The 18,478-nt window shown below is 41.4% G+C and carries 21 protein-coding genes; 10 read left to right on the top strand and 11 right to left on the bottom strand.

Annotated elements, in window-relative coordinates; all coding sequences use genetic code 11:
- Both H6G75_RS29465 and mobV read right to left on the bottom strand, forming a co-directional pair.
- Positions 1 to 4,277 (bottom strand): AAA family ATPase (locus H6G75_RS29465; protein ID WP_190983453.1); only part of this gene is annotated, 4,277 nt, incomplete at its 3' end.
- A 151-nt stretch (positions 4,278 to 4,428) separates the two neighbouring features.
- On the bottom strand, positions 4,429 to 6,231 hold the full coding sequence (gene mobV / locus H6G75_RS29470; protein WP_190983486.1) for a MobV family relaxase: 1,803 nt from the start codon (positions 6,229 to 6,231) through the stop codon (positions 4,429 to 4,431).
- A 500-nt stretch (positions 6,232 to 6,731) separates the two neighbouring features.
- Here mobV and H6G75_RS29475 point away from each other — a divergent pair, with 500 nt between their 5' ends.
- The 4 genes from H6G75_RS29475 to H6G75_RS29490 all read left to right on the top strand — a co-directional run bounded on the left by H6G75_RS29475 (position 6,732) and on the right by H6G75_RS29490 (position 9,679).
- Positions 6,732 to 8,063 (top strand): ParM/StbA family protein, encoded by a 1,332-nt coding sequence (locus H6G75_RS29475; RefSeq protein ID WP_190983454.1) that lies wholly within the window; start codon positions 6,732 to 6,734, stop codon positions 8,061 to 8,063.
- Positions 8,038 to 8,499: a hypothetical protein gene (locus tag H6G75_RS29480; protein WP_190983455.1), complete on the top strand. Its 462-nt coding sequence runs from the start codon at positions 8,038 to 8,040 to the stop codon at positions 8,497 to 8,499. The genes H6G75_RS29475 and H6G75_RS29480 overlap by 26 nt, the downstream gene beginning before the upstream one ends.
- Positions 8,500 to 9,206: 707 nt before the next feature.
- A complete protein-coding gene (locus H6G75_RS29485) occupies positions 9,207 to 9,500 on the top strand; it encodes an HU family DNA-binding protein (RefSeq protein WP_242051687.1) in 294 nt (97 codons plus the stop codon).
- A 26-nt stretch (positions 9,501 to 9,526) separates the two neighbouring features.
- Positions 9,527 to 9,679 (top strand): hypothetical protein, encoded by a 153-nt coding sequence (locus tag H6G75_RS29490; RefSeq protein WP_190983457.1) that lies wholly within the window; start codon positions 9,527 to 9,529, stop codon positions 9,677 to 9,679.
- A 71-nt stretch (positions 9,680 to 9,750) separates the two neighbouring features.
- Here H6G75_RS29490 and H6G75_RS29495 read toward each other — a convergent pair whose 3' ends face one another.
- From H6G75_RS29495 to H6G75_RS29510, 4 genes are all read right to left on the bottom strand, one after another.
- Complete coding sequence (locus H6G75_RS29495; RefSeq protein ID WP_190983458.1) at positions 9,751 to 10,137, bottom strand: hypothetical protein; 387 nt, start codon at positions 10,135 to 10,137, stop codon at positions 9,751 to 9,753.
- Between the two features lie 53 nt (positions 10,138 to 10,190).
- A complete protein-coding gene (locus tag H6G75_RS29500) occupies positions 10,191 to 10,574 on the bottom strand; it encodes a hypothetical protein (RefSeq protein WP_190983459.1) in 384 nt (127 codons plus the stop codon).
- Between the two features lie 66 nt (positions 10,575 to 10,640).
- Positions 10,641 to 10,859, bottom strand: coding sequence for a ribbon-helix-helix protein, CopG family (locus H6G75_RS29505; RefSeq protein ID WP_190983460.1), 219 nt, complete (start codon positions 10,857 to 10,859; stop codon positions 10,641 to 10,643).
- A 371-nt stretch (positions 10,860 to 11,230) separates the two neighbouring features.
- The gene (locus H6G75_RS29510) at positions 11,231 to 11,599 is read right to left on the bottom strand and encodes a hypothetical protein (protein ID WP_242051689.1); all 369 of its coding nucleotides are present in this window, start codon (positions 11,597 to 11,599) and stop codon (positions 11,231 to 11,233) included.
- A 205-nt stretch (positions 11,600 to 11,804) separates the two neighbouring features.
- On the opposite strand from H6G75_RS29510, the gene H6G75_RS33675 reads away from it, so the two are divergent.
- Positions 11,805 to 11,939 carry a hypothetical protein gene (locus tag H6G75_RS33675; RefSeq protein ID WP_277884118.1) on the top strand — a complete coding sequence of 45 codons (135 nt, stop codon included), beginning with the start codon at positions 11,805 to 11,807 and terminating at the stop codon, positions 11,937 to 11,939.
- 437 nt (positions 11,940 to 12,376) lie between these two features.
- Here the strand turns inward: H6G75_RS33675 and H6G75_RS29515 are convergent, their stop codons facing one another.
- The 4 genes from H6G75_RS29515 to H6G75_RS29530 form a co-directional block, all read right to left on the bottom strand.
- Positions 12,377 to 12,724, bottom strand: a complete 348-nt coding sequence (locus H6G75_RS29515) for a CopG family transcriptional regulator (protein WP_190983461.1) — start codon at positions 12,722 to 12,724, stop codon at positions 12,377 to 12,379.
- Positions 12,721 to 13,365, bottom strand: a complete 645-nt coding sequence (locus H6G75_RS29520) for an AAA family ATPase (RefSeq protein WP_190983462.1) — start codon at positions 13,363 to 13,365, stop codon at positions 12,721 to 12,723. Before H6G75_RS29520 ends, H6G75_RS29515 begins: the two co-directional genes overlap by 4 nt.
- A 109-nt stretch (positions 13,366 to 13,474) precedes the next feature.
- Positions 13,475 to 13,885, bottom strand: a complete 411-nt coding sequence (locus H6G75_RS29525; RefSeq protein WP_190983463.1) for a type II toxin-antitoxin system VapC family toxin — start codon at positions 13,883 to 13,885, stop codon at positions 13,475 to 13,477.
- 1 nt (position 13,886) lies between these two features.
- Positions 13,887 to 14,126 carry an antitoxin gene (locus H6G75_RS29530; protein WP_190983464.1) on the bottom strand — a complete coding sequence of 80 codons (240 nt, stop codon included), beginning with the start codon at positions 14,124 to 14,126 and terminating at the stop codon, positions 13,887 to 13,889.
- A 392-nt stretch (positions 14,127 to 14,518) separates the two neighbouring features.
- On the opposite strand from H6G75_RS29530, the gene H6G75_RS29535 reads away from it, so the two are divergent.
- The 3 genes from H6G75_RS29535 to H6G75_RS29550 all read left to right on the top strand — a co-directional run bounded on the left by H6G75_RS29535 (position 14,519) and on the right by H6G75_RS29550 (position 17,060).
- Positions 14,519 to 15,223, top strand: a complete 705-nt coding sequence (locus tag H6G75_RS29535) for a hypothetical protein (RefSeq protein WP_190983465.1) — start codon at positions 14,519 to 14,521, stop codon at positions 15,221 to 15,223.
- 554 nt (positions 15,224 to 15,777) lie between these two features.
- Complete coding sequence (locus H6G75_RS29545) at positions 15,778 to 16,800, top strand: tyrosine-type recombinase/integrase (RefSeq protein ID WP_190983466.1); 1,023 nt, start codon at positions 15,778 to 15,780, stop codon at positions 16,798 to 16,800.
- 47 nt (positions 16,801 to 16,847) lie between these two features.
- On the top strand, positions 16,848 to 17,060 hold the full coding sequence (locus H6G75_RS29550; protein WP_190983489.1) for a hypothetical protein: 213 nt from the start codon (positions 16,848 to 16,850) through the stop codon (positions 17,058 to 17,060).
- Between the two features lie 26 nt (positions 17,061 to 17,086).
- Here H6G75_RS29550 and H6G75_RS29555 read toward each other — a convergent pair whose 3' ends face one another.
- Positions 17,087 to 17,572, bottom strand: coding sequence for a hypothetical protein (locus H6G75_RS29555; RefSeq protein ID WP_190983467.1), 486 nt, complete (start codon positions 17,570 to 17,572; stop codon positions 17,087 to 17,089).
- 183 nt (positions 17,573 to 17,755) lie between these two features.
- Here H6G75_RS29555 and H6G75_RS29560 point away from each other — a divergent pair, with 183 nt between their 5' ends.
- Positions 17,756 to 18,022: a hypothetical protein gene (locus tag H6G75_RS29560; protein ID WP_190983468.1), complete on the top strand. Its 267-nt coding sequence runs from the start codon at positions 17,756 to 17,758 to the stop codon at positions 18,020 to 18,022.
- Positions 18,023 to 18,116: 94 nt separating this feature from the next.
- Positions 18,117 to 18,416, top strand: coding sequence for an HNH endonuclease (locus tag H6G75_RS29565; RefSeq protein WP_190983469.1), 300 nt, complete (start codon positions 18,117 to 18,119; stop codon positions 18,414 to 18,416).
- The last annotated feature ends 62 nt before the right edge of the window (positions 18,417 to 18,478 follow it).

Below are 18,478 nucleotides of genomic sequence, written 5' to 3' on the forward strand. Positions count from 1 at the left end.
TGCTTGACTTTGTAAATCAGCTTATGGGGAATATCCTGACTGTCTTCAACCTGAAGGTTCTGCAATACTACTGGGTTTGTTCCCTGGGTAATTGAGCCTTTAATTATCAGACGATCATCTCGCAACAACATTAACACGCACTTATCAGCCCCAGCATTTTCAATGATGATGGAAAGTAACGATAAAAGTAGTTTGTCTAGTTCGATTGCACCGGAGATAGCCTGAGATGCTTTGAGAATAGCTTTTAAATCTAGAGTATCTGAGACACTGCTGCTAGAACTTGAAGAACTAGTAGATGTGACAGTTCCCAAGCTGATGATAGTTTCATTAGTAGAAACAACCGAACGGCTTGGCTTTAATATTGGCGCAAGCAATTGGGGATAGCGGTGTTCTAAGTCGGCGACTTTGGCTTTTGCTCCCCAATGGGCATAGCAATAATATGCTTCTTGCATATAGCTGGCGGCGACTTTCTCTTTGCCCCAACCAAGGTAAAATTTGGCTGCAAGTTCATTTGCTAAGGCTTCTTCTTGGATATAGTCATTTTCTTTTGCACCTGCGATGGCGCGATCGTAATAATCTCCGGCTGCGTAATTTTCCCCTAGTACTCGATATTTTTCCGCTTCTACTAGGTCGTATTTATGTTGAAAGTTCATTGGTGCGGAAACTGCACGATGGTGGAGTATGGCTTGATTTTGAGAAACCCGCTCCAGCAGTTCGGTTTTGTCTGTGGCTGCGGCATGGGTAGCCAGTACTGTTAGGGAATCGTAAAAGTAAAAAACCAATTCGCTCATTTCGCCTGCCACAACTGCTAGGGTTTGACGCGCTTCTATGGCATCTTGAATTGCCTGGGGGTACTGATTGAGGAGATAGGAAGTAGTCAGCCTATAGACCCAATAATAATGCAATCCAATTAAATCATTAGTAGCAGTAAGTGTAGCCTGTATTTGCTCGGTTTTATTTGTCAAAGTTGACTGGTTTTGACTATTTTGCAGCCGCTCAACTGCTTGTAAAATAATCTGAGAGTAATTTAAACAAGTTTTGAGATTGAGCTTGGATAGAGTATTTAAATAAGGTTCTGCTTCTGTCACCAAAGTATTTAAATCCTGACCAAGGATATAAACGCACTGACACAAATGCTGGACGGTATGGCCTGCATACTCTATATCGCCGACTTCCTGGGCTGTCTGGAAACTTTCATAGTATAAAGCTAAACTGGTGCGAAAATGAGATTTATAATGAATAAAAAACAGACCTAAGATCAGATTAACTCTTGGCAACATAAAACGTGCATTGAGTTTTACCACTAGTTGTGATGACATCTGAGCAAAGTCATAAGCTGTATCCAAATCCCCTAATATACTGCTCAATAAGACTGCATAGGTACTGTAACCATAACCTGATAGGGGGTGATTTCCTTTTTGAATCGACAATCTAACTTGAGTCAGAACGAGCAATGGAAATAGTGGGGAAGCACAAAGGTAGGCTGCTGCAATAACACTAGAAAGTAACTGCATAATTGCCACTGCTTCTGGTTCTGTCATCATCGGCAAATCAAGTAAATCTTCGGCAGTTCTACCATTAAGCAATTCCTTTACCTTTTCTAAAGCGCCAGCGATATCTGCGGGTGTTGGTTGCTCTGGAAAATAGGTGTAAAACTCGGCTAAAGCATTCCTGGCGAGCGCGATTGCTTCTTGAAATCTCCCCTGGTTTGTATAGGCTTGAATCTGAATTTCGTAGGCTTTGACGTAATCTATCGCTGGGAGCTTTGCCGCTAAAATTGCCTTTACTCCCTGCTCCATTTGCTCGTAATTACCGCACAAATACGACGCTTCTGCTGCTCCTGACTGCAATTCTAACATCAGGCTGGTTTGGGTCTGCCAAGCACCATCAGACAGTAAATTTATCCCTGTAGTGAAATATTTGAAAGCTGGTTCGTAAGCATTCGAGGCTTTAGCTTTGCGTCCAGCAATTAAATTCAGTTCGACAAGATTATCCTTTTCTGATTTGTCAAGTTGATCGAGGATAATGGCGCTCGCACTGTTCCAATGATTGACAATCTCGAAAATCTTATCTTCTAGTTCGCTGTCTGGGATACTTTGTCGCAGCAACCGAGCAATCGCCAAATGGGTTACTTGTTTTTGGTCTTCAGGAATCAAAGAATAGGCAGCTTGTTGTACCCGATCATGCAAAAATCTATACTTGGCTATTTGCTCGCTAGTACTTTTATTTTCTAGCCTCAATTTATCGTTATCTTCGCCTTGATAAAACTTATAAATATCACTTTGGGGTAAAATCAAATCTGCCTGTAAAGCAGCCCATAAATCAGTTGCGACTTCCACTTCAGATAATTGACAAACAATCGCTAATGTTGGCAAGTCAAATTGGTTACCAATACAAGCAGCTAGTTTCAATACCGATTGGGTTGATTCTGGTAATCTTTGCAATTGAAATACTATAAACTCAACCACATCATCGGTGAGTGTTTGCTGATTGATCTGAGAAATATCGAATTGCCAACATCCTTCTGATAAATTAAATTTAATGAATTTATCTTGATGTAACGACGTAAGAAATCTTGTGGCAAATAAAGGATTTCCCTGAGTTTTACGATAAATCAATTGCGACAAAGAAAAGGCTAAATCCTCTTTGCACTTCAATGTATCGGCGATCAGTTGATTTAATTTGACTTGACTCAGAGGAGCGAGAGTAATTGTATTGACAACCGCCTCAGCTTTACTAATTTCCTTTAAGCTCATCATCAAAGGATGAGCGGGCGATACTTCGTTATCTCGATAAGCTCCAATTAATAGTAAATATCCCTGGTTTCCATTTACCATTAATAATTGAATCAGATTCAAGGAAGCAGAATCAGCCCATTGTAAATCATCTAAGAAAATTACTAATGGATGTTCTTTCTGTGTCAAAACTTGAGTGAATTTTTGAAAGAGGAAATTAAAACGATTTTGGGCTGCAATTCCTGATAATTCTGTGGCTGATGGTTGAGTGCCAATAATTGTTTCTAATTCAGGTATAACGTCAATAATGACTTGTCCATCTTTACCAACAGCTTCTAATATTTTGTGTTTCCATTTCTGGATTTGTCCATCACTTTCACTCAACAACTGCCCCATTAAATCTCTGAAAGATTGCACAAAAGCACTAAAGGGAATATTCCGTTGAAATTGGTCATATTTACCTTTGATGAAATAACCACGTTGTCTGACAATTGGTTTATGCACTTCGTTAACAACTGCTGTTTTACCAATTCCAGAAAAACCAGCTACCAGGATCATTTCTGTTGCACCCTGGCTGACTCTATCAAATGTTGCTAGTAGGGTTTTTACTTCTGTTTCTCTACCATAAAGTTTATCGGGGATGATGAAGCGATCGCACACATCCCGACTAGCAATATCAAAACTTTGAATCTCACCAGTTTCTTTTAGCTGAATTAAACATTTTTCTAAATCAACTTTCAATCCTAATGCACTTTGATACCTATCTTCGGCATTTTTTGCCATCAATTTACTGACGATTTTTGAGATAACCAAGGGGATATCTGGATTAATTTCATCTATTAATGGTGCGGTTTTGGCAATATGAGAATGTACTAATTCCATCGCATCCTGAGATGCAAAGGGTAACTCACCTGTGAGTAATTCGTAGAAAGTTACACCTAAAGAATAAAAATCTGTGCGATAATCAATCCCGCGATTCATTCTTCCTGTTTGTTCGGGAGAAACATAAGCAAGGGTTCCTTCTAATACTTTGGGATTAACTAGGGTTTGGGTTTCTCTGGGCAATAATGATGCAATACTAAAGTCAATTAATTTAATTTGTTTGGTTTCGGGATTAATTAAAATATTGCTGGGTTTGATATCTTTATGAATAATGCGCTCATGATAGAGTAGATTTAGGATGTCGCACAAAGTGATCGCGATTAATAAGAATTCTTCTAAAGATTGTTGAGTTTCTCTAGTTCCCCACTTTTTAAGAGAAATCCCCCCAAAGTCTTCCATAACTAGTGCATAACCATTTTGACAAGGTTCTAGACTGTAGGTTTGGACTATTAGGGGGGAGTTGAGATTTTTAGCAATTGTGTACTGGTTGCGAAACAACAACAGTTCGTTAAAGCTGGGATAGGGATTTTTGAGTAATTTAACGACTACTGGTTGTTGATCAACTTCTCGATAACCTCGATAAACCAGTGTGCGGGAGCCATTATAGAGTTCTTCGCTGATGCTATATCCGGGAATATTCTCAACAAGAGTGCTAGTCATAACCTAAATCTTAAAAATGTTTAGATTTAGTATTCCCATCGGATTAACTGAATTCTCTAGATTAATGTAAGAATTTATACTGACATCGCAGGTTTTGCAGTATTACACGAAAGGGCTATTTCGTGTAATGCACAAACAGTTGTAAAACCTTTTAAAGACTCAAATCTTCCTCCCGCCTCGACTGCCGCCGTTGCTGCTGCCGTAACTGCCGCCCATAATCGAGTAACTGCTGATTCCAATCACCAGCCTTGCACTTAAGCCGCTTAGACTGTGGCAGTAGTTCTTTTACTGCCCGTGCAGCTGTATCACCCGCATCATCTCTTTCAAAAGCCACCTGCACATTAGGGATGTGCCGCAATTGCTCAACAGGTAAACTGTTGGGGCTATCAACTGCCATGTACAGCGTTCTCGTGGGTGGTGCGTTCCCCCTAACCTGATACTCCAGCATTGCTATTGACATAGCATCGATGGGCGATTTACACAGCACCACTTTCTCTGGCGGGTCAGTCGGCTGTCCGCCCAGGTGGAAGTAAAACCAGCCCTCACGCCGCTTAGTCCCTTTCTCATAACCCTTAAAACTGTTATTCTCGCCCCTTGTCCCACGCAGGAATGCACCTTGAGCATGGGGTAGATCGCCAAGATTCCGCATTACAAACACAGCATTTTGCTGGTCATCAGCATAAACTAGCCCCCGTTCGTGGAGAGCCTGAACCAGATTTTCCTCTATTCCCCGTTTCTGGGTGAGGTAGTCAGAGACTAACTGCCATTTGGCTTTATCCTCAACTGGTAGCCGAAATTGCGGACGTGGTTCAGACTGGATAATCTCACTTGTCGCATTCCTGGCGTGAGCGATCGCTGCTCTTTCTGCTCCAGCTTCCCCGAATCTGTCGTGTAACCAAGTGATCGCTTCTCGAAAATTACAAGAGTTAACGTGCATCACCAAGTCAATCGCACCACCGCCGCCCTTGTGTTGCTCCGGTGAAAAATCGTAGAACTTCGACCCATCTATATTAATGATGTGACCGTGACCCCTCCACCGTTCATGATCATGATTTAGCCCCAACTCCCAAGCGACATCTTCCAAGGGCAGGTCACGCAGTTGACTGGTTGATTCCAACAGTTGCACTCGTTTTTCAAGTCGCTGCCGTTCCTTTTCACTATCCCTAGCCCGTTGTTCGGCACGGGATAATCTTTGCGCCATGAAAGCGCGGTCAGCCAATTGGTGGTTAATGGCTTGGAAATCGTCATGCTGCTGAATCCGGGCAATGTAAGTCCTGGCTGATTCAAATGGTGTGGGTGCTAATTGGTTATTTGTAATGACTGCGGTGAGTGGTTCGCTGTTAACCGCTTGGTAATATTCCTTTACCTTGGTATGGGTTGCCTTGCTGCCCTTCACCCCCCGTTCAATGCCCAAAGGCGCGAGAGCCTCCGCGTAGCTGTCTTGGAGTTTGGACAACTTAATGCTGGCAGCCCGACCATCACCGCCGAACATTTCTTTATGACTTAGTTGCTTAGTCTTATCGTTGATAGGAACGACGTAAGCATGAATGTGGGGAGTAGCTTCGTCCAAGTGCAATTCTGCCCGGACGCACTTATCACCATAGTTGGTCTTTAACCAAAAGTAAGAAGCAGTGGCGAAATCGGCCATGCGCTTATCGTCCCACTCACCAGCCTTTGACGGGTCATGAGGGCGGAAATATTCAGGCGATGCCGACAAGAAAATCTCACTACACAGCACGGCATCCTTACGCGGTTTGTGTTTAGTGGTGCTGGCTATCTTGGTTTTTACCAGTTCTTCGAGTGGTGTACCGTCCTCCATACCAATCAGTCTGATATTTTTTTTAGTGGTGTCAGCGTTTGGGGTATCTTGTAAACGGGCGGTATGCTTAGAGCTACCCCCAACATTGCCGAAAGACTTGAGTTTTTCAACGCGCAGAATCGCCAAAGCCGCCATTGATTTTCTCTCGTATTTTTCAAGTGTGCCAAAGTTGTGCAAAACCCCCGCAGGGGCGAACGAAACTTCTGCGTCTTGAGCGTAGCGAAAGATGGGCGCAGCCCACCCGCAGGGCGCGGAAGTGTAGTGAGTACACCTCCATATTAGTACCCCCATCCCAAATTTTTCTGCTACCGCCCCCAGTCTCCGCGTTCTCGTCACCGTGCCTTCTCTGTAATTCTCTTGACTGCCGCAGTTGGATTGCTTGCTAAAACTGCCTTTTGACTATTTTACGCCCACCAGTGCCGCACTAGCATAACTTGTGATGTTGCACAGGTTATGCACAATAAACTTGTCAGGTTGTCTGGTTCTGGTTCTGGTTTTTTCTGACCATTTGCACAGCTTATGCACAGATATATGGCTATATTTGTGCATAAGCTGTGCAATTAAAACACGGCGGATTCAGCAAAATTTCGGCTTTTGCGCTACATTGCTAAAAGCCCTCAACAATCAGTATATTTATGGCCTCACAACTTGACCTTGCTGTGTCTATAGATGTCGGTGGTTCTGGCACAAAAATCATTTACAAGTTTTCTAGCTGGGAGAAACCAAGGTTTTTTCTGATGTCTCCAGAAGTGGAGCAGATATCTAAAACTGATTTTCAGCGTTACCAAGACAATCAGGTGTGGAACGGTATTCCTCGCCCAGAACACCAAGCTTACTTGGAGTGGAACGATAACATCTTTATCATTGGTGAATTTGCCCGTGAATTTGCTGCTGTTGACCGAATTCATGAGCGCAAATATGAAAATGCTCTGTATAAAGTTCTGGCGGCGGTCGGCGTAATTTTAGAAAGATATAAAGTTGCCAGTAAAAAGCCGAAAACCAAAAATGTGAAAATCTTTTTAGATTTGGCTTTCTTACTGCCTTGGAATGAATATAACGATCACAAACGTTTCTTTTCCCAACTGCAAGAAATGTTTAAAACCTTTCAATTTCGTGGGCAGACTTGGGATGTCATATTAACCGAAAATTTTGTCTGCCGTCCTGAAGGGGCGGGATTATTAGCGGTCTATACCAAAACCAAAGGTGTGGAATGGTTTCAGAACAATCAAATCGCGCTGCTGATGCTGGGTCATCGCAACACAACATTGCTTTATTTTGACAGAGGGATTCGCAAAAGTGCCGATAGCCCATTGCTAGGGTTTAGTACTCTATTAGATGATGTCTGCTCACGGGTGTCAGGAATTGGACGCGACCAATTGGCACAGGCAATTTCTGACAGTTTCTATGAGGGCAGAAACCAAGTCTATGTTTATGATTCGTCGAGTCCATACACCCGAAGACCCACTTGGAAAGAGTTAAATTCATTTCAACGATTAGCGGCGGCGCGGGATGAGTCTTTACGTCAGCGTGAAATCGAGGATCTTGTCCAAGCCTTGATCGCGGCAAGGATGAATTATTGGCTGCGCCTTTCTAAGTGGCTAGATAAAAATCTGCCTTCCATGCCAGCACAAGTAATTATCGGTGGTGGTGCGGCATTTTTTATCCAACCGGAACTGGAAGATTATTTCAACTGTGTACCAACTAGTACCAGGGACAAAAAGCTAGTTAAAGGCGAATACGCACCTGCTTTTGAACCTAAAAGAACTTACGCTAATGAAGTTCCAAAGCCTTGTGCTGTGATGAATTGGTTGCCGGAAATTAGTGAAAAAATTGGACAAACTTTTGGGATTGGTAATGGACAAGATCGGGAGTTAGTTTTTCGATTAATTGATTGCTTTGGCATGATGGATCAGCTATTGGACAAAATCAAAGAGGTAAAAGGTGGCAAGAACGAAAAAACTGCGTAAGAGTCTGTCACTGCCTCGCTTTCAGCCAATGGAGAATACGCCTTTAGCAGTGGTGGCTGATTACTTCAATTCTTTAGAGTCTTCTTGTGCTAAGAAGATGCTGGAAGAAGTGTTAGTGATGTATTTTCTGCCTCGCGCTCAATCTAAGTTGGGTGGCTGTTCACAGCAGCAACTCACAAATTCATACTTGATTTCGCGGCGGATGGCTGAAAGTCATTTTGGCATTATGGCTTTGGAGTTGGGACTAGATGCTAGTGTTTACAGCTGTGTTTCTATACCATTGTCTGCGGTGCCAGCTTCAGTTAATGGCACTCATGAGGATAGTCAAAACACATCAACGCCTGCACTGTCTCCTGTTGAGCAACCATTCGACCATCATTCAAGTTTGATTGCTGGCGAAGCATCAGTTGATTTCATGGATCAGCTGTTTGGTTGATTTTGCTCGAATCTTTGGTATTGCGTAGTTAATGATAAGCTGCTGTGAAGCGAATTTGAAAAGTCAGTAATTACTCAAGACAACGAGATTGGTTGATTGTAGTATGGGCATATATACGGAACTACCTATACTAAACAACAATCAATCTCTTAGATTCTTTGTAGAACGTAAAAGTCAAGGACATGATTCGCCCCCACATTCCGGGGGTATTTTTATGGCGGTAGGAGTTTTAATAATGGAAGCTCAACCGTCAGGATTTGAAATGGTGAACGGAAGAATCACTATTGTATTTTAATTGTAGTGCTGTGGTAGTAAATCGAGTGGCTGTAAACGCGATTTTGTTCTGATGAAGCTGTTGAGTCAAAAAAACGGGCAAAACTTTTTTGCGTCCTGTGCGAGAGTTTTAATCAGAAATTTTTGAAGTAGAAATTAGGGTCGTGTATGAGGTTTTTGGGGTCAAAATCCTTATATTTACCTTTGGTTTACCTTAGAAATGCCATTGAAATGCCATAGATTTACCTTATTTTTGGCAGAATAAGTAAATTTTGAAAAAATCCGATTTGTGGCAGTAGTAAATCCTTATTTCTGCCATTGGTATGCCATTGAAATACCATTGGTTTACCTTATATTTGCCTTTTTGAGAAAATCCTTGTAAATACCTTATAAATTCCTTTGGGGTTGAATAATAGTTAGGGTGCGAAGTTTATATGAAACCAAGAAAAGTTAGTATCAGTCCGCCTAAGATGTCTGTTGATAAAAAGGAATTGGTACGCCGCGTTCAACAACGGTTGAGTAAACAAAATGGAACAGTTGAAGAAATTATTGATGCCACAATAGAAGAAATTTATGAATCTCTAAAACAGGGGGACAGTGTTGCTCTACGGAACTTCGGCACTTTTTATGTCAGAACAGGGCGAGATTGCTGGGTATTTAAGTTCAATCCCTCGCAACGGTTACGTCAAGCGTTTGGTTGGTCGTCAACTCATAAGCCCAAGCCCTAACATGATCTGAAGATGATATTTCTGCCGTGCAGTCAAGTTGGGGTTCAGCCGGGATACCCGCAAGTGCGATTCGTTGTAAAGTTATGTTACGCAAATATTTGCAAATGCTTGATTTTACGTTTATGCGATCGCTGTGCTTCTTCACAGTTAGTTATTCCAGAGTCATCATCACTATTTGAAAAAATGCTTGATGATCCCGTTATAGGGGTATGTTTCACTGATGAATAAAGGAGCGATCGCTCTTGCTATCTCACCTTTTTAGTTCCCTCACCACAGCACCAACAGCACAGAGAACTAGAAAAATACCAACTGCGATCGCTAGTGTTAAAGCAACTGGAGTGTTACCCGCCGTCAGCAGTGGTACTAAAACAAACCGGAATGCCAGCAATACAGCAACCGTCCAACCCCCAGTTCTAAGTAGTAGGGAAAGAAACTGCCGCCACGATGCCCACTCACTAAGGGAAACATCATGTGTCGAAACTTCAGGTTTGCCAGCTTGTGGATATGGCGAATATGGTTGCAATGCTCCAGGTTCGCTCTCATCAATGTCTAACACTTCAGGCACACCACTTTCAGATAGCACCTCTTTTTGCTCAAAATCGTCTTCAATAGCAGCCAGCACTGGAACTGTACCCATAAAATCCCCCTTGGATTTGTAAGAAGAGTGAGCCTTTGGTTGATACTAGTCAATCAAAGGCTATCGATCTGTTTAATTGATCTGTCTAATTGATTTAAGTTTGGTTTAAGACTTGATATTTTTGTATCTACATCTGTCCTGGCTTTCTCATTCTGCAATAACCAAAGAAATAGTATTTCTTTGCCTTTCTCCATAGGTAATGCGTTTATAAATTTTTTAACAGGTTGAAGGACTTTTTTGGCTGTAGCTATAGCTTCTTCTTCTGACATTGATTGAATGGTTTTTTGAAAACGACACAATAACTCATTTATTGTTGCTATAGCAGCTTCTACTAAATGATTATCTGAGAGAACTTTTCGGAAAACTTGCTCTGAGTTTTGTTCTTTCTGACTTTTTTTAGATTTCAAATCTGTAGGTTGAATGTTGGAGCGTCTCATGTTTCGTTCTCCTATATTTTTCCCTTATTTAAATTGAAAATGATTGTGGATGCTAAATTATTAATTTTACGGCTGTAATGGGTCATATTTGTGAATTTTTTCTCCCTCTATAACTATTACTTTTCCACCTTCATCAACTACTTTTTTGAGAAAAAGTTCACCTTGGATACACATTCTGATGATCTCGCTCCGTGAGCGTTTGGTATCTTTTGCAAATTTGTCTAATATCTCAGACTCTTCTTTCGAGAGACTAAAGCTTTGTCTGACTAATTTATTTGAACTCATATATCTACCGTAATGCACTAATTATGCACTAGTTATGTACATCCTCTACTAAGGTAACGCAAAAAACCAAAATACAGAGGCTTGTTAAAAAAAAAGTTATGTACAATTGATGCGCTTGTTCGGAAAATGTTGTTGATTAAGGGTTATAGCCTTTAAATTTACAAAAGTTTATGCGGTTTAGCTGTGCGGTCGCCAGCAGCAATAGTTTTGAGCAATGCCTACCTACGGCGGCAAGCTCCCACCCATTAAGCCATCTGTCAGAATCCGCCAGATAGAAAATCATCACCAGGGAAGCGATCGCTATTTTCTTAGAGGATAAGCGATCGCAACATATCAAGGTTAGTGTGACAGGTGCGATCGCTCTCCCTCGCTTACCTCAACCCAGACTGTTCTTTACTCTTGAGCAAGTCATTTTCAAAAACAGCAGTGATTTTGTAACCATTAGGGTTTTCCCAGACAAAGGTTGCAACAGTCGCAGAACGGTTAACCTCAACACCTCGATACAAGATGATTGAGCGCACCTCTGTTAAAGACATTCCCGGTTTTAACTGTTCGTACTCTGCACGGCTAAAGCGATAGAGTTCAGTTTGAGCAGGCTGTTCATGCTGCTTGGCAGAATTAGCAGCTTGATGAAAACCATAGTACAGACCAGAACTCAATGCCACTCCTACCGAAAACATCACGCCCAGTAAGCGGATGCGAGGGGGAGGGTAGTTAGGTTTATTGTTTGGATTTATCATTAGAAAAATTCAACATTAATGTTTACAACTGCTGGTCTGGGGGCAACCAAACCAGCTTTTACTATGTAGTGTGGTGTTTTTGTGGTCGCAAAAACTGGGCATCTTCTACCAAGTAATTTCACCACTCACCACACTTAGTAACTCCGTCAACTGACAGCACAAGCTGTTTTCCCAGAGCTTGCAGTTAGAGTTCCCATTCAACAAAATGTCCGGTGTTTCTAATAAATTCTCAAAAACAGTACTCAACTCTTCTACATCCAAGTACGCATACGAACAAAGGCGATTGCGGTTTGGGGGTGCGATCGCCAACAAGGAATTATCTTGCTGTACTAGTTTGTAGGAAAATTAAAGCTTATATTGTCGAAAATATAGGCGCTTCGGACACGGGTATACAGATTACGGTTAGCACTTGCTAAAAACTTCACGTTTACGAAATCGCCAAAAACTTTTTTTAGAATCCCGAAAAGGTCTATGTTGTTCTGTAGTCATAGTTAGGAAGACGTTATTTTTGGTATGTAACAACAAGTCTCAATTTCTGATGCCACTCAGAAGTTAAGACTCTACATAATAAATCATGTTTTTTTTTCAAATTCCCAGACAATTCCCAGACATTTTTTTCAAATTCCGTAAATTGAACATCAAGATTGTAGAATTTTATACAAATTACGATGTTGATTGTACTAAGTCTACAAAGCGTGAAATTGTCAACATGACATCATCTCCTCAATTCTGACTTCTTCTTCAATTACTGCATTACTGCATTACTGCATTACTGCATTACTCTTCTACGTCTTTCAGTGCTTCATCCAGCAGTATTCGTACAATCTCAGCCTTTTTCCTTCTGGTCTTGGCTGCCAGCACAGACAATTTTTGGTGCATTGATTCAGGCAAGTCAACAGTTAATCTAACTGTTGGTTCTTTAGAAGGTTGTTCAAGTTGAGACATAATACTAGGTTTAGTTGGTTGAGGCGTAGGCGTTACTGTTTGCTGAGGCGGTAATTCTGGCTCTTGTTGATTTTCAACTACTGGTTCTGCTGCATCCTCTGGCTGTACCTGTTCATCCTTACCATAAACAAACTCATGAGCTATCGCATCTTCTAGGGACTTTCGCTTTTTGGCAGTCATTTCAACATCCCCAGAATTTCCTTAAACAATCGCTCATACTCCCGCGCCGACTCTGTAGCTTGACGGCCTGGTAAATCCCAAATTGTAGCGGACTGGCCAAATGTATCTGCAACTGCTTGTTTTTGGTGGATCACTGTTTTTAGTACAGTTACTTCTTTGGATTTAGATAACAGTGCGATCGCTTCACCTAGTAATTTTGTACCCTTCACGGCACGGCTAATAAATATTGCAGCTTGAGGCGCACCACCACGCACAGACTGAGCTTGTTTGATTAGTCGCACTGCATCACTCGCTGACTGTAAATCTAAACCTGTTGGCTGACAGGGAATAACAGCTAGATCACACCGGAATAATATGGCGCGGCTGGCCTCAGATAAACCGGCTGGGCCATCTATTATTAGATGATCACATTGGGTTGCTAATTCTGGAATTTGTTCTAAAAGGTCATCAGGTGATTGCAAAACGGTTGTGAGAATCTCGTCATTCTCCATCGACTTCAGCCAAATCGAACTACTACGTTGAGCATCGGCATCTAGTAAGTGAACTTTATGCCCCTTGCGAGACAGCCAGCAAGCAAGATGCACGGAAGATGTAGACTTGCTGCACCCTCCTTTTTGATTGACAAGGGCAACTACTGACATACTGCATTACTGCATTAATTACTGCATTAAGTATATACTGGATTACGAGTCTTTCAGAGCGAACGCTCTTGGTGGTGTTAGTCAGGTGTTAAGAAAGTGACTCGGCTTTTTAATTTGGGTTAAGCCAGTTTCCTACTTTTAAATTGGGTACACGAGAAAATTCACGAACATTGTTTGTAACTACGGTTAGATTTAGATTGAGTGCATGAGCAGCAATTAATAAATCATTACTACTTATGGGCGTTCCTTGACTTTCTAAATAAGTCCGAATTTTAGCGTAATGATACTCTACATTGCTCGTTAATGATAATACAGGAATCATGTCTAAAGCCAAGGAAATACGCTCTTTCAATCTAAGTGAGTTCTTTTTTTCTGCGCCAAATTGGAGTTCACAAGCAACAATGATACTGGTGCAAATTTTTTCTTCTCCAACTTCTCTAATTTTGGAAAAAATTTTCCCTGTTGGATGTCTAATAAAGTCCGATAGTGTATTTGTATCGAGTAAGTAAGAATAATACATTTTAAATTTCAATATCATCTAACGGTAATAGTCCTTCGTCAACATCGGGAAATTCTTCGTCAAGATCATCAAGGTTGGCGAAGACTTCCAGGAGAGATTTTTTCTTGTAGGGTTCTATAATAAGTTTTCCGTCTTCTTGTCGGATGATAACTTCTGAAGTTGATAAAGTTAATTCTTGGGGAATGGGTAAGGTTTGAATATTGCCTTGTTGAATGAGTTTAACGTGATATTCGTTAGACATTGTAATTCTCCTTAAGTGCAATATATTAGTTATTTAAGTTTAGGAGATGGGGAGGAGTGGTACATCTATTTTACCTGTGAAAGCATTAGTGTTTAGCATGATTTCTAGTTCAATCTCAGGTAAGTATAGACTACTGGGTTCGCCAATGATAGTGAATGCTCTTTAACTGGTGTAATCGGAACAAAATACTATAGATTGCTACAGCATTAAGAAAGTCTAGTAATAAATTTATTACCAAGGATTGTCACAATTCCTTCATAGCAAATCTATGTGGCGCAACGGTATCCTAGCATTCCGAGGGAGAAATAAATCCACGCGACGAGTATGTATCAGCATAAGTACCTTTCTTGCTAAATTGAGCGTATGTCTGCTCAACCTCAAGGAGCAAAACCATGCCATTTGACATCAATCAACTCAATAATCTCGACTACGACTCAGCTGAACCCCTTCTTGCCGACTACATAGATGGTGTAGTCGAGCAGTTCGCTCTTTCTCCTGAAGGAGAAGCTTATGCCCAAGAACACCCTGAGTTCGGTGGATGGATTGCCACTTTCACAGAAATGTCCTACATCTACGAAGGATTCACCCTGCCCAAGATGACTAAGGCAGACGCACAAATTGTTATGGAACATATTATTCCGCGCAAGCTCACGCTAATGCACCGGGAGGAAGCCGAAGATGCCATTCCAGAACTGGTCGCTTTTTGGAACTTCTTGAAGCGGGAGTATAACTTTCGTAGTGCCGGGGCAATCGCCACCTACCTTGCCAAAATCGAAGGCAAGTTCACAGACTGGATGTTTGATCCGGCGAAAGGAGGTATGGCAAAAAGTTTTATTATGAGTGGAATGCAAGCCGGGTTTGACATGACGAGCGAAAAAGGGATAGCAGCCTTTCAAAAAGCTTATAACCAGCAATTACTTTCAGAAAAACCAAACAACTCTTTTCTTCAGCAATTAGGCAATCTGTTCACAGGCTCAGAAAGAGAAGCAGAGTTTCCTGTGTCTAGCTCCAAATCCTCTAAAGAAAAACCAAAGACCAACACAAAAGGATTTGATTCACAAAATTTAGGCAAGAAATCTAAGGGCAAGAAAAAGTAATTAATTTGAAGTTAACACCATACTTTCTTCCTCATTCTTAAGTCCGACCTAAATCAATTCTGATATCGAGTCGCTCATCTGCTTTTGCAAACGCTGGCGGTTGTCATCATATTTCAACACCGTCTGCACTTGGGCGTGTCTGCTGAATCGCACAGTTGCACGGTAGTTGCCATTAAATAACGTTTGATCGCATTTTCTCAGGACTTGTATAGAAACTGTACAGACGGGCGTATATACAAACTCACCCAGGCAAGTCAAGCGGCGCGAGCCATCACTTACGCTCGGCCATACGAGTTTGCTGTTGCTGAGTATGGGCTAGTCTGGTGGATTATCAACTGGCTTGCCCCACTGCTGCACCACATACCCCACATCCCGCTATCAATGTTGATATCAAAGCCGGAAATTACAGACCTAGCATGACCAATTGACACCCTATCACTTCCGCAAAACGGATTTAGCTGTTCACGGATTGTAAATATTAATGCACGCTGTCAGTGACCTACAATAGACGTTATTGGAAAGCTACATTATCAATAACGAAGCTGTAAGCACTTATGCCTAACGAGCCAATATTTGGAGAGCTAGTTAAAGTCGAGTTGGAGGCGTGTTTGTCTGCGCCGATAACTAGGTATTTTGACGCACAGCTTGATAAAGACCCGGATGTGTTGGCGCAGCTGTTGGCAGACAAGCGCAACCCCAATACTCGACGTGCTTACGAGAAAGATTTGAAGGATTTTTTTCTGAAGATGACAGGCTTACCGCCAACCGGTGATAGTGTGCTGGAGTTTCTGCACTTGCAGCGAGAGCAAGCGGTGATGGTGGTGCTGAAGTACAAGGCGAAATTGATAGCGTCGGGGTTGCGGGAGGCCACAATTAATCGCCGGTTGGCGGCGATTAAGTCGTTGGCGAAGATGGGGCGGAAGCTTGGTGTGTGCAACTATTCCCTAGAGGATGTTGAGGGAGAGAAAGTCAAAGCGTACAGAGATACGCGGGGGGTTGATAGCAAAGCGATAGCACTTGTGCTTGGGCAGTTCGACAGGGAGACTTTGATTGGTAAACGCAATTATGCAATCTTTCTGGTGCTGTGGGGTTTAGCTTTGCGTCGTCAGGAAGTATGTCAATTAAATGTGGGGGACTTTGATTTTTATGGGCGCAAGTTGAGGGTTTTGGGTAAGGGTAAGGGAACGAATGAAGAATATTTAGATATGTCAAGTGCTGTGGCGAATGCTCTTGCTGATTGGTTGATTGCCAGGGGGGATTTGAATGCAGATTTACCAATTTTTACGGCGTTAGATTTTCATAATACTGGGCATAGATTAACTACGGATGCTGTCTATAAAATAGTGTCGGCGGCTTTTAAAAAGGCGGGGGTGAAGAAACCGATGTCACCGCACCGGGTGAGGCATTCGGCAATTACGGCGGCGCTTGATGCAACTGATGGGAATATCAGAAAGGTGCAGAAGTTGAGCCGTCATGTTGACCCTAGAACGCTGATGATTTATGACGATAACCGCAATAAAGACTTGTGGGAGATGTCGGAATTGTTAACGGGAATGTTGAAGAATGCGGCTCAATAAAAATTAAAAATTGTTAACAAGTTACTTTAGATGGTTGAAATTTAAATATGAATATCAAATTAATAGAAGCGCGAGTAGAGGAATTAGATGAAAATCTAGAATTAACCACAGATGATATTTTTGAGATTGTGTGTCGGGAACATCACCTAAATGCTGATTCACTTGAAAAAGAATTAAGTTGTAAATGTCCATTTGGATTAACTGGCTTTTTAAGTAAGTTAGAACCGACAAAAATTTCTGATTATTTAACAATTGAATGAATTAATCTTTTTTCTCACCGATAAGCTCAAATAGCGAACTGACAAACTTCTTGATGTCCAGCAACAGCTTGCTCCCAAGTTGAATATCTCCAGAATTTCCCACTATATTCGCCTCCAAAAATCATAGTTTCAAAAAGCTGTGGTTCTTGATTAGGGAAATTAGAATAATCCTTGCCTAAAAAAATAGTAGATACTCTTCCCCACGAAAAAGTATCTAAAGCTACTTGTACATTGTTCTCATTTTTCCGCCAATCAGACCATTGCTCAAGACTTTCGGGCTTAATAGGTTGTTTATTTTCATCTAGTATATAAAGCTCATCGAGTATATCCATATAATTTCCCAAATTTTGTGTCAGAAGATAATCGTCGGTCAAACTTATGTGCATTGTGTACGGTTTGTCGCCGCAGTTTTCAGGAGCGACGTAAGGGTAATGTATCGCCAGGGCAAGTGTCTTTATTTTGAGAGTTGTGTTGTCAAAATTATACTTTATTCTTCCTTCTAGAACTGCCAAAACACAAAATAATGTAAAATTTTTATATTACTTCAACATTTCTGACAAAATACTAATTCAATAAGTTGAGTTAAAACTAGACAAAATACAAATTAGGATTGTACTATCAGCATGGTTGTTTATACTTTCTGAGACAAATTAAACTGATAAACTTGTTCACAAGATGTCGAAGGACTTTAAATAATGAAATTTTCAGATTTAGCAATCGGAGATTTATTTCGATTTTTAGAAGTAACATCTACTTACAAAAAAGTAGGCTCAGAAGCCGGAATGCCCATGTGTTCTAGAATGAATCACATTGTTGAGGTAAAACCAGAAACAGAGATAATTAGCGTAGAACCAAGTACCTACTCACGCGAATTAGAAGAGAATGTACCTGACTTTGAACAGTTAGCTTGGGAACTCGAATGTGAAATGGCAGAGTTAGATGCCGGCTATGCTGAACTATAACCCGTACACGTATTAATCGCTGATTTTTGGAAATCTTCTTCAAATAGCTCGTTACTATTCTTGAGTTGCGTTCCGCAGTGTTTAGAATCAGTCCATGCCTAAAAAATCAAGAGAACGTTATCCACAAAACTGGTCAAATATCGCACTTGTTGTGAAGCAATCTGTGGACTGGCGATGTTCTAAATGTCAGTTGCAATGTATTCGTCCAGGTGATGATACATCCAAACTTAACCGTTCCCAAAGAATGGCATTAACATTAACAGTGCATCACTCTAATTTCTTGCCGGAGGATAATCGTCCGTCAAACTTATGCGCGTTGTGTACGGGTTGTCACCTCAGTTTTCATAACCGACGCAGGGGAAATGTTTCGCCAGGACAACTGTCTTTATTTTGAGCCGCCAGGAAGATAGTCACTGTCACTACATAAATTAATTGTTTGTATGTTTTTTGAACACT

The sequence above is a fragment of the Nostoc sp. FACHB-280 genome (assembly GCF_014697615.1).
Taxonomy (GTDB): Bacteria; Cyanobacteriota; Cyanobacteriia; order Cyanobacteriales; family Nostocaceae; genus Nostoc_B.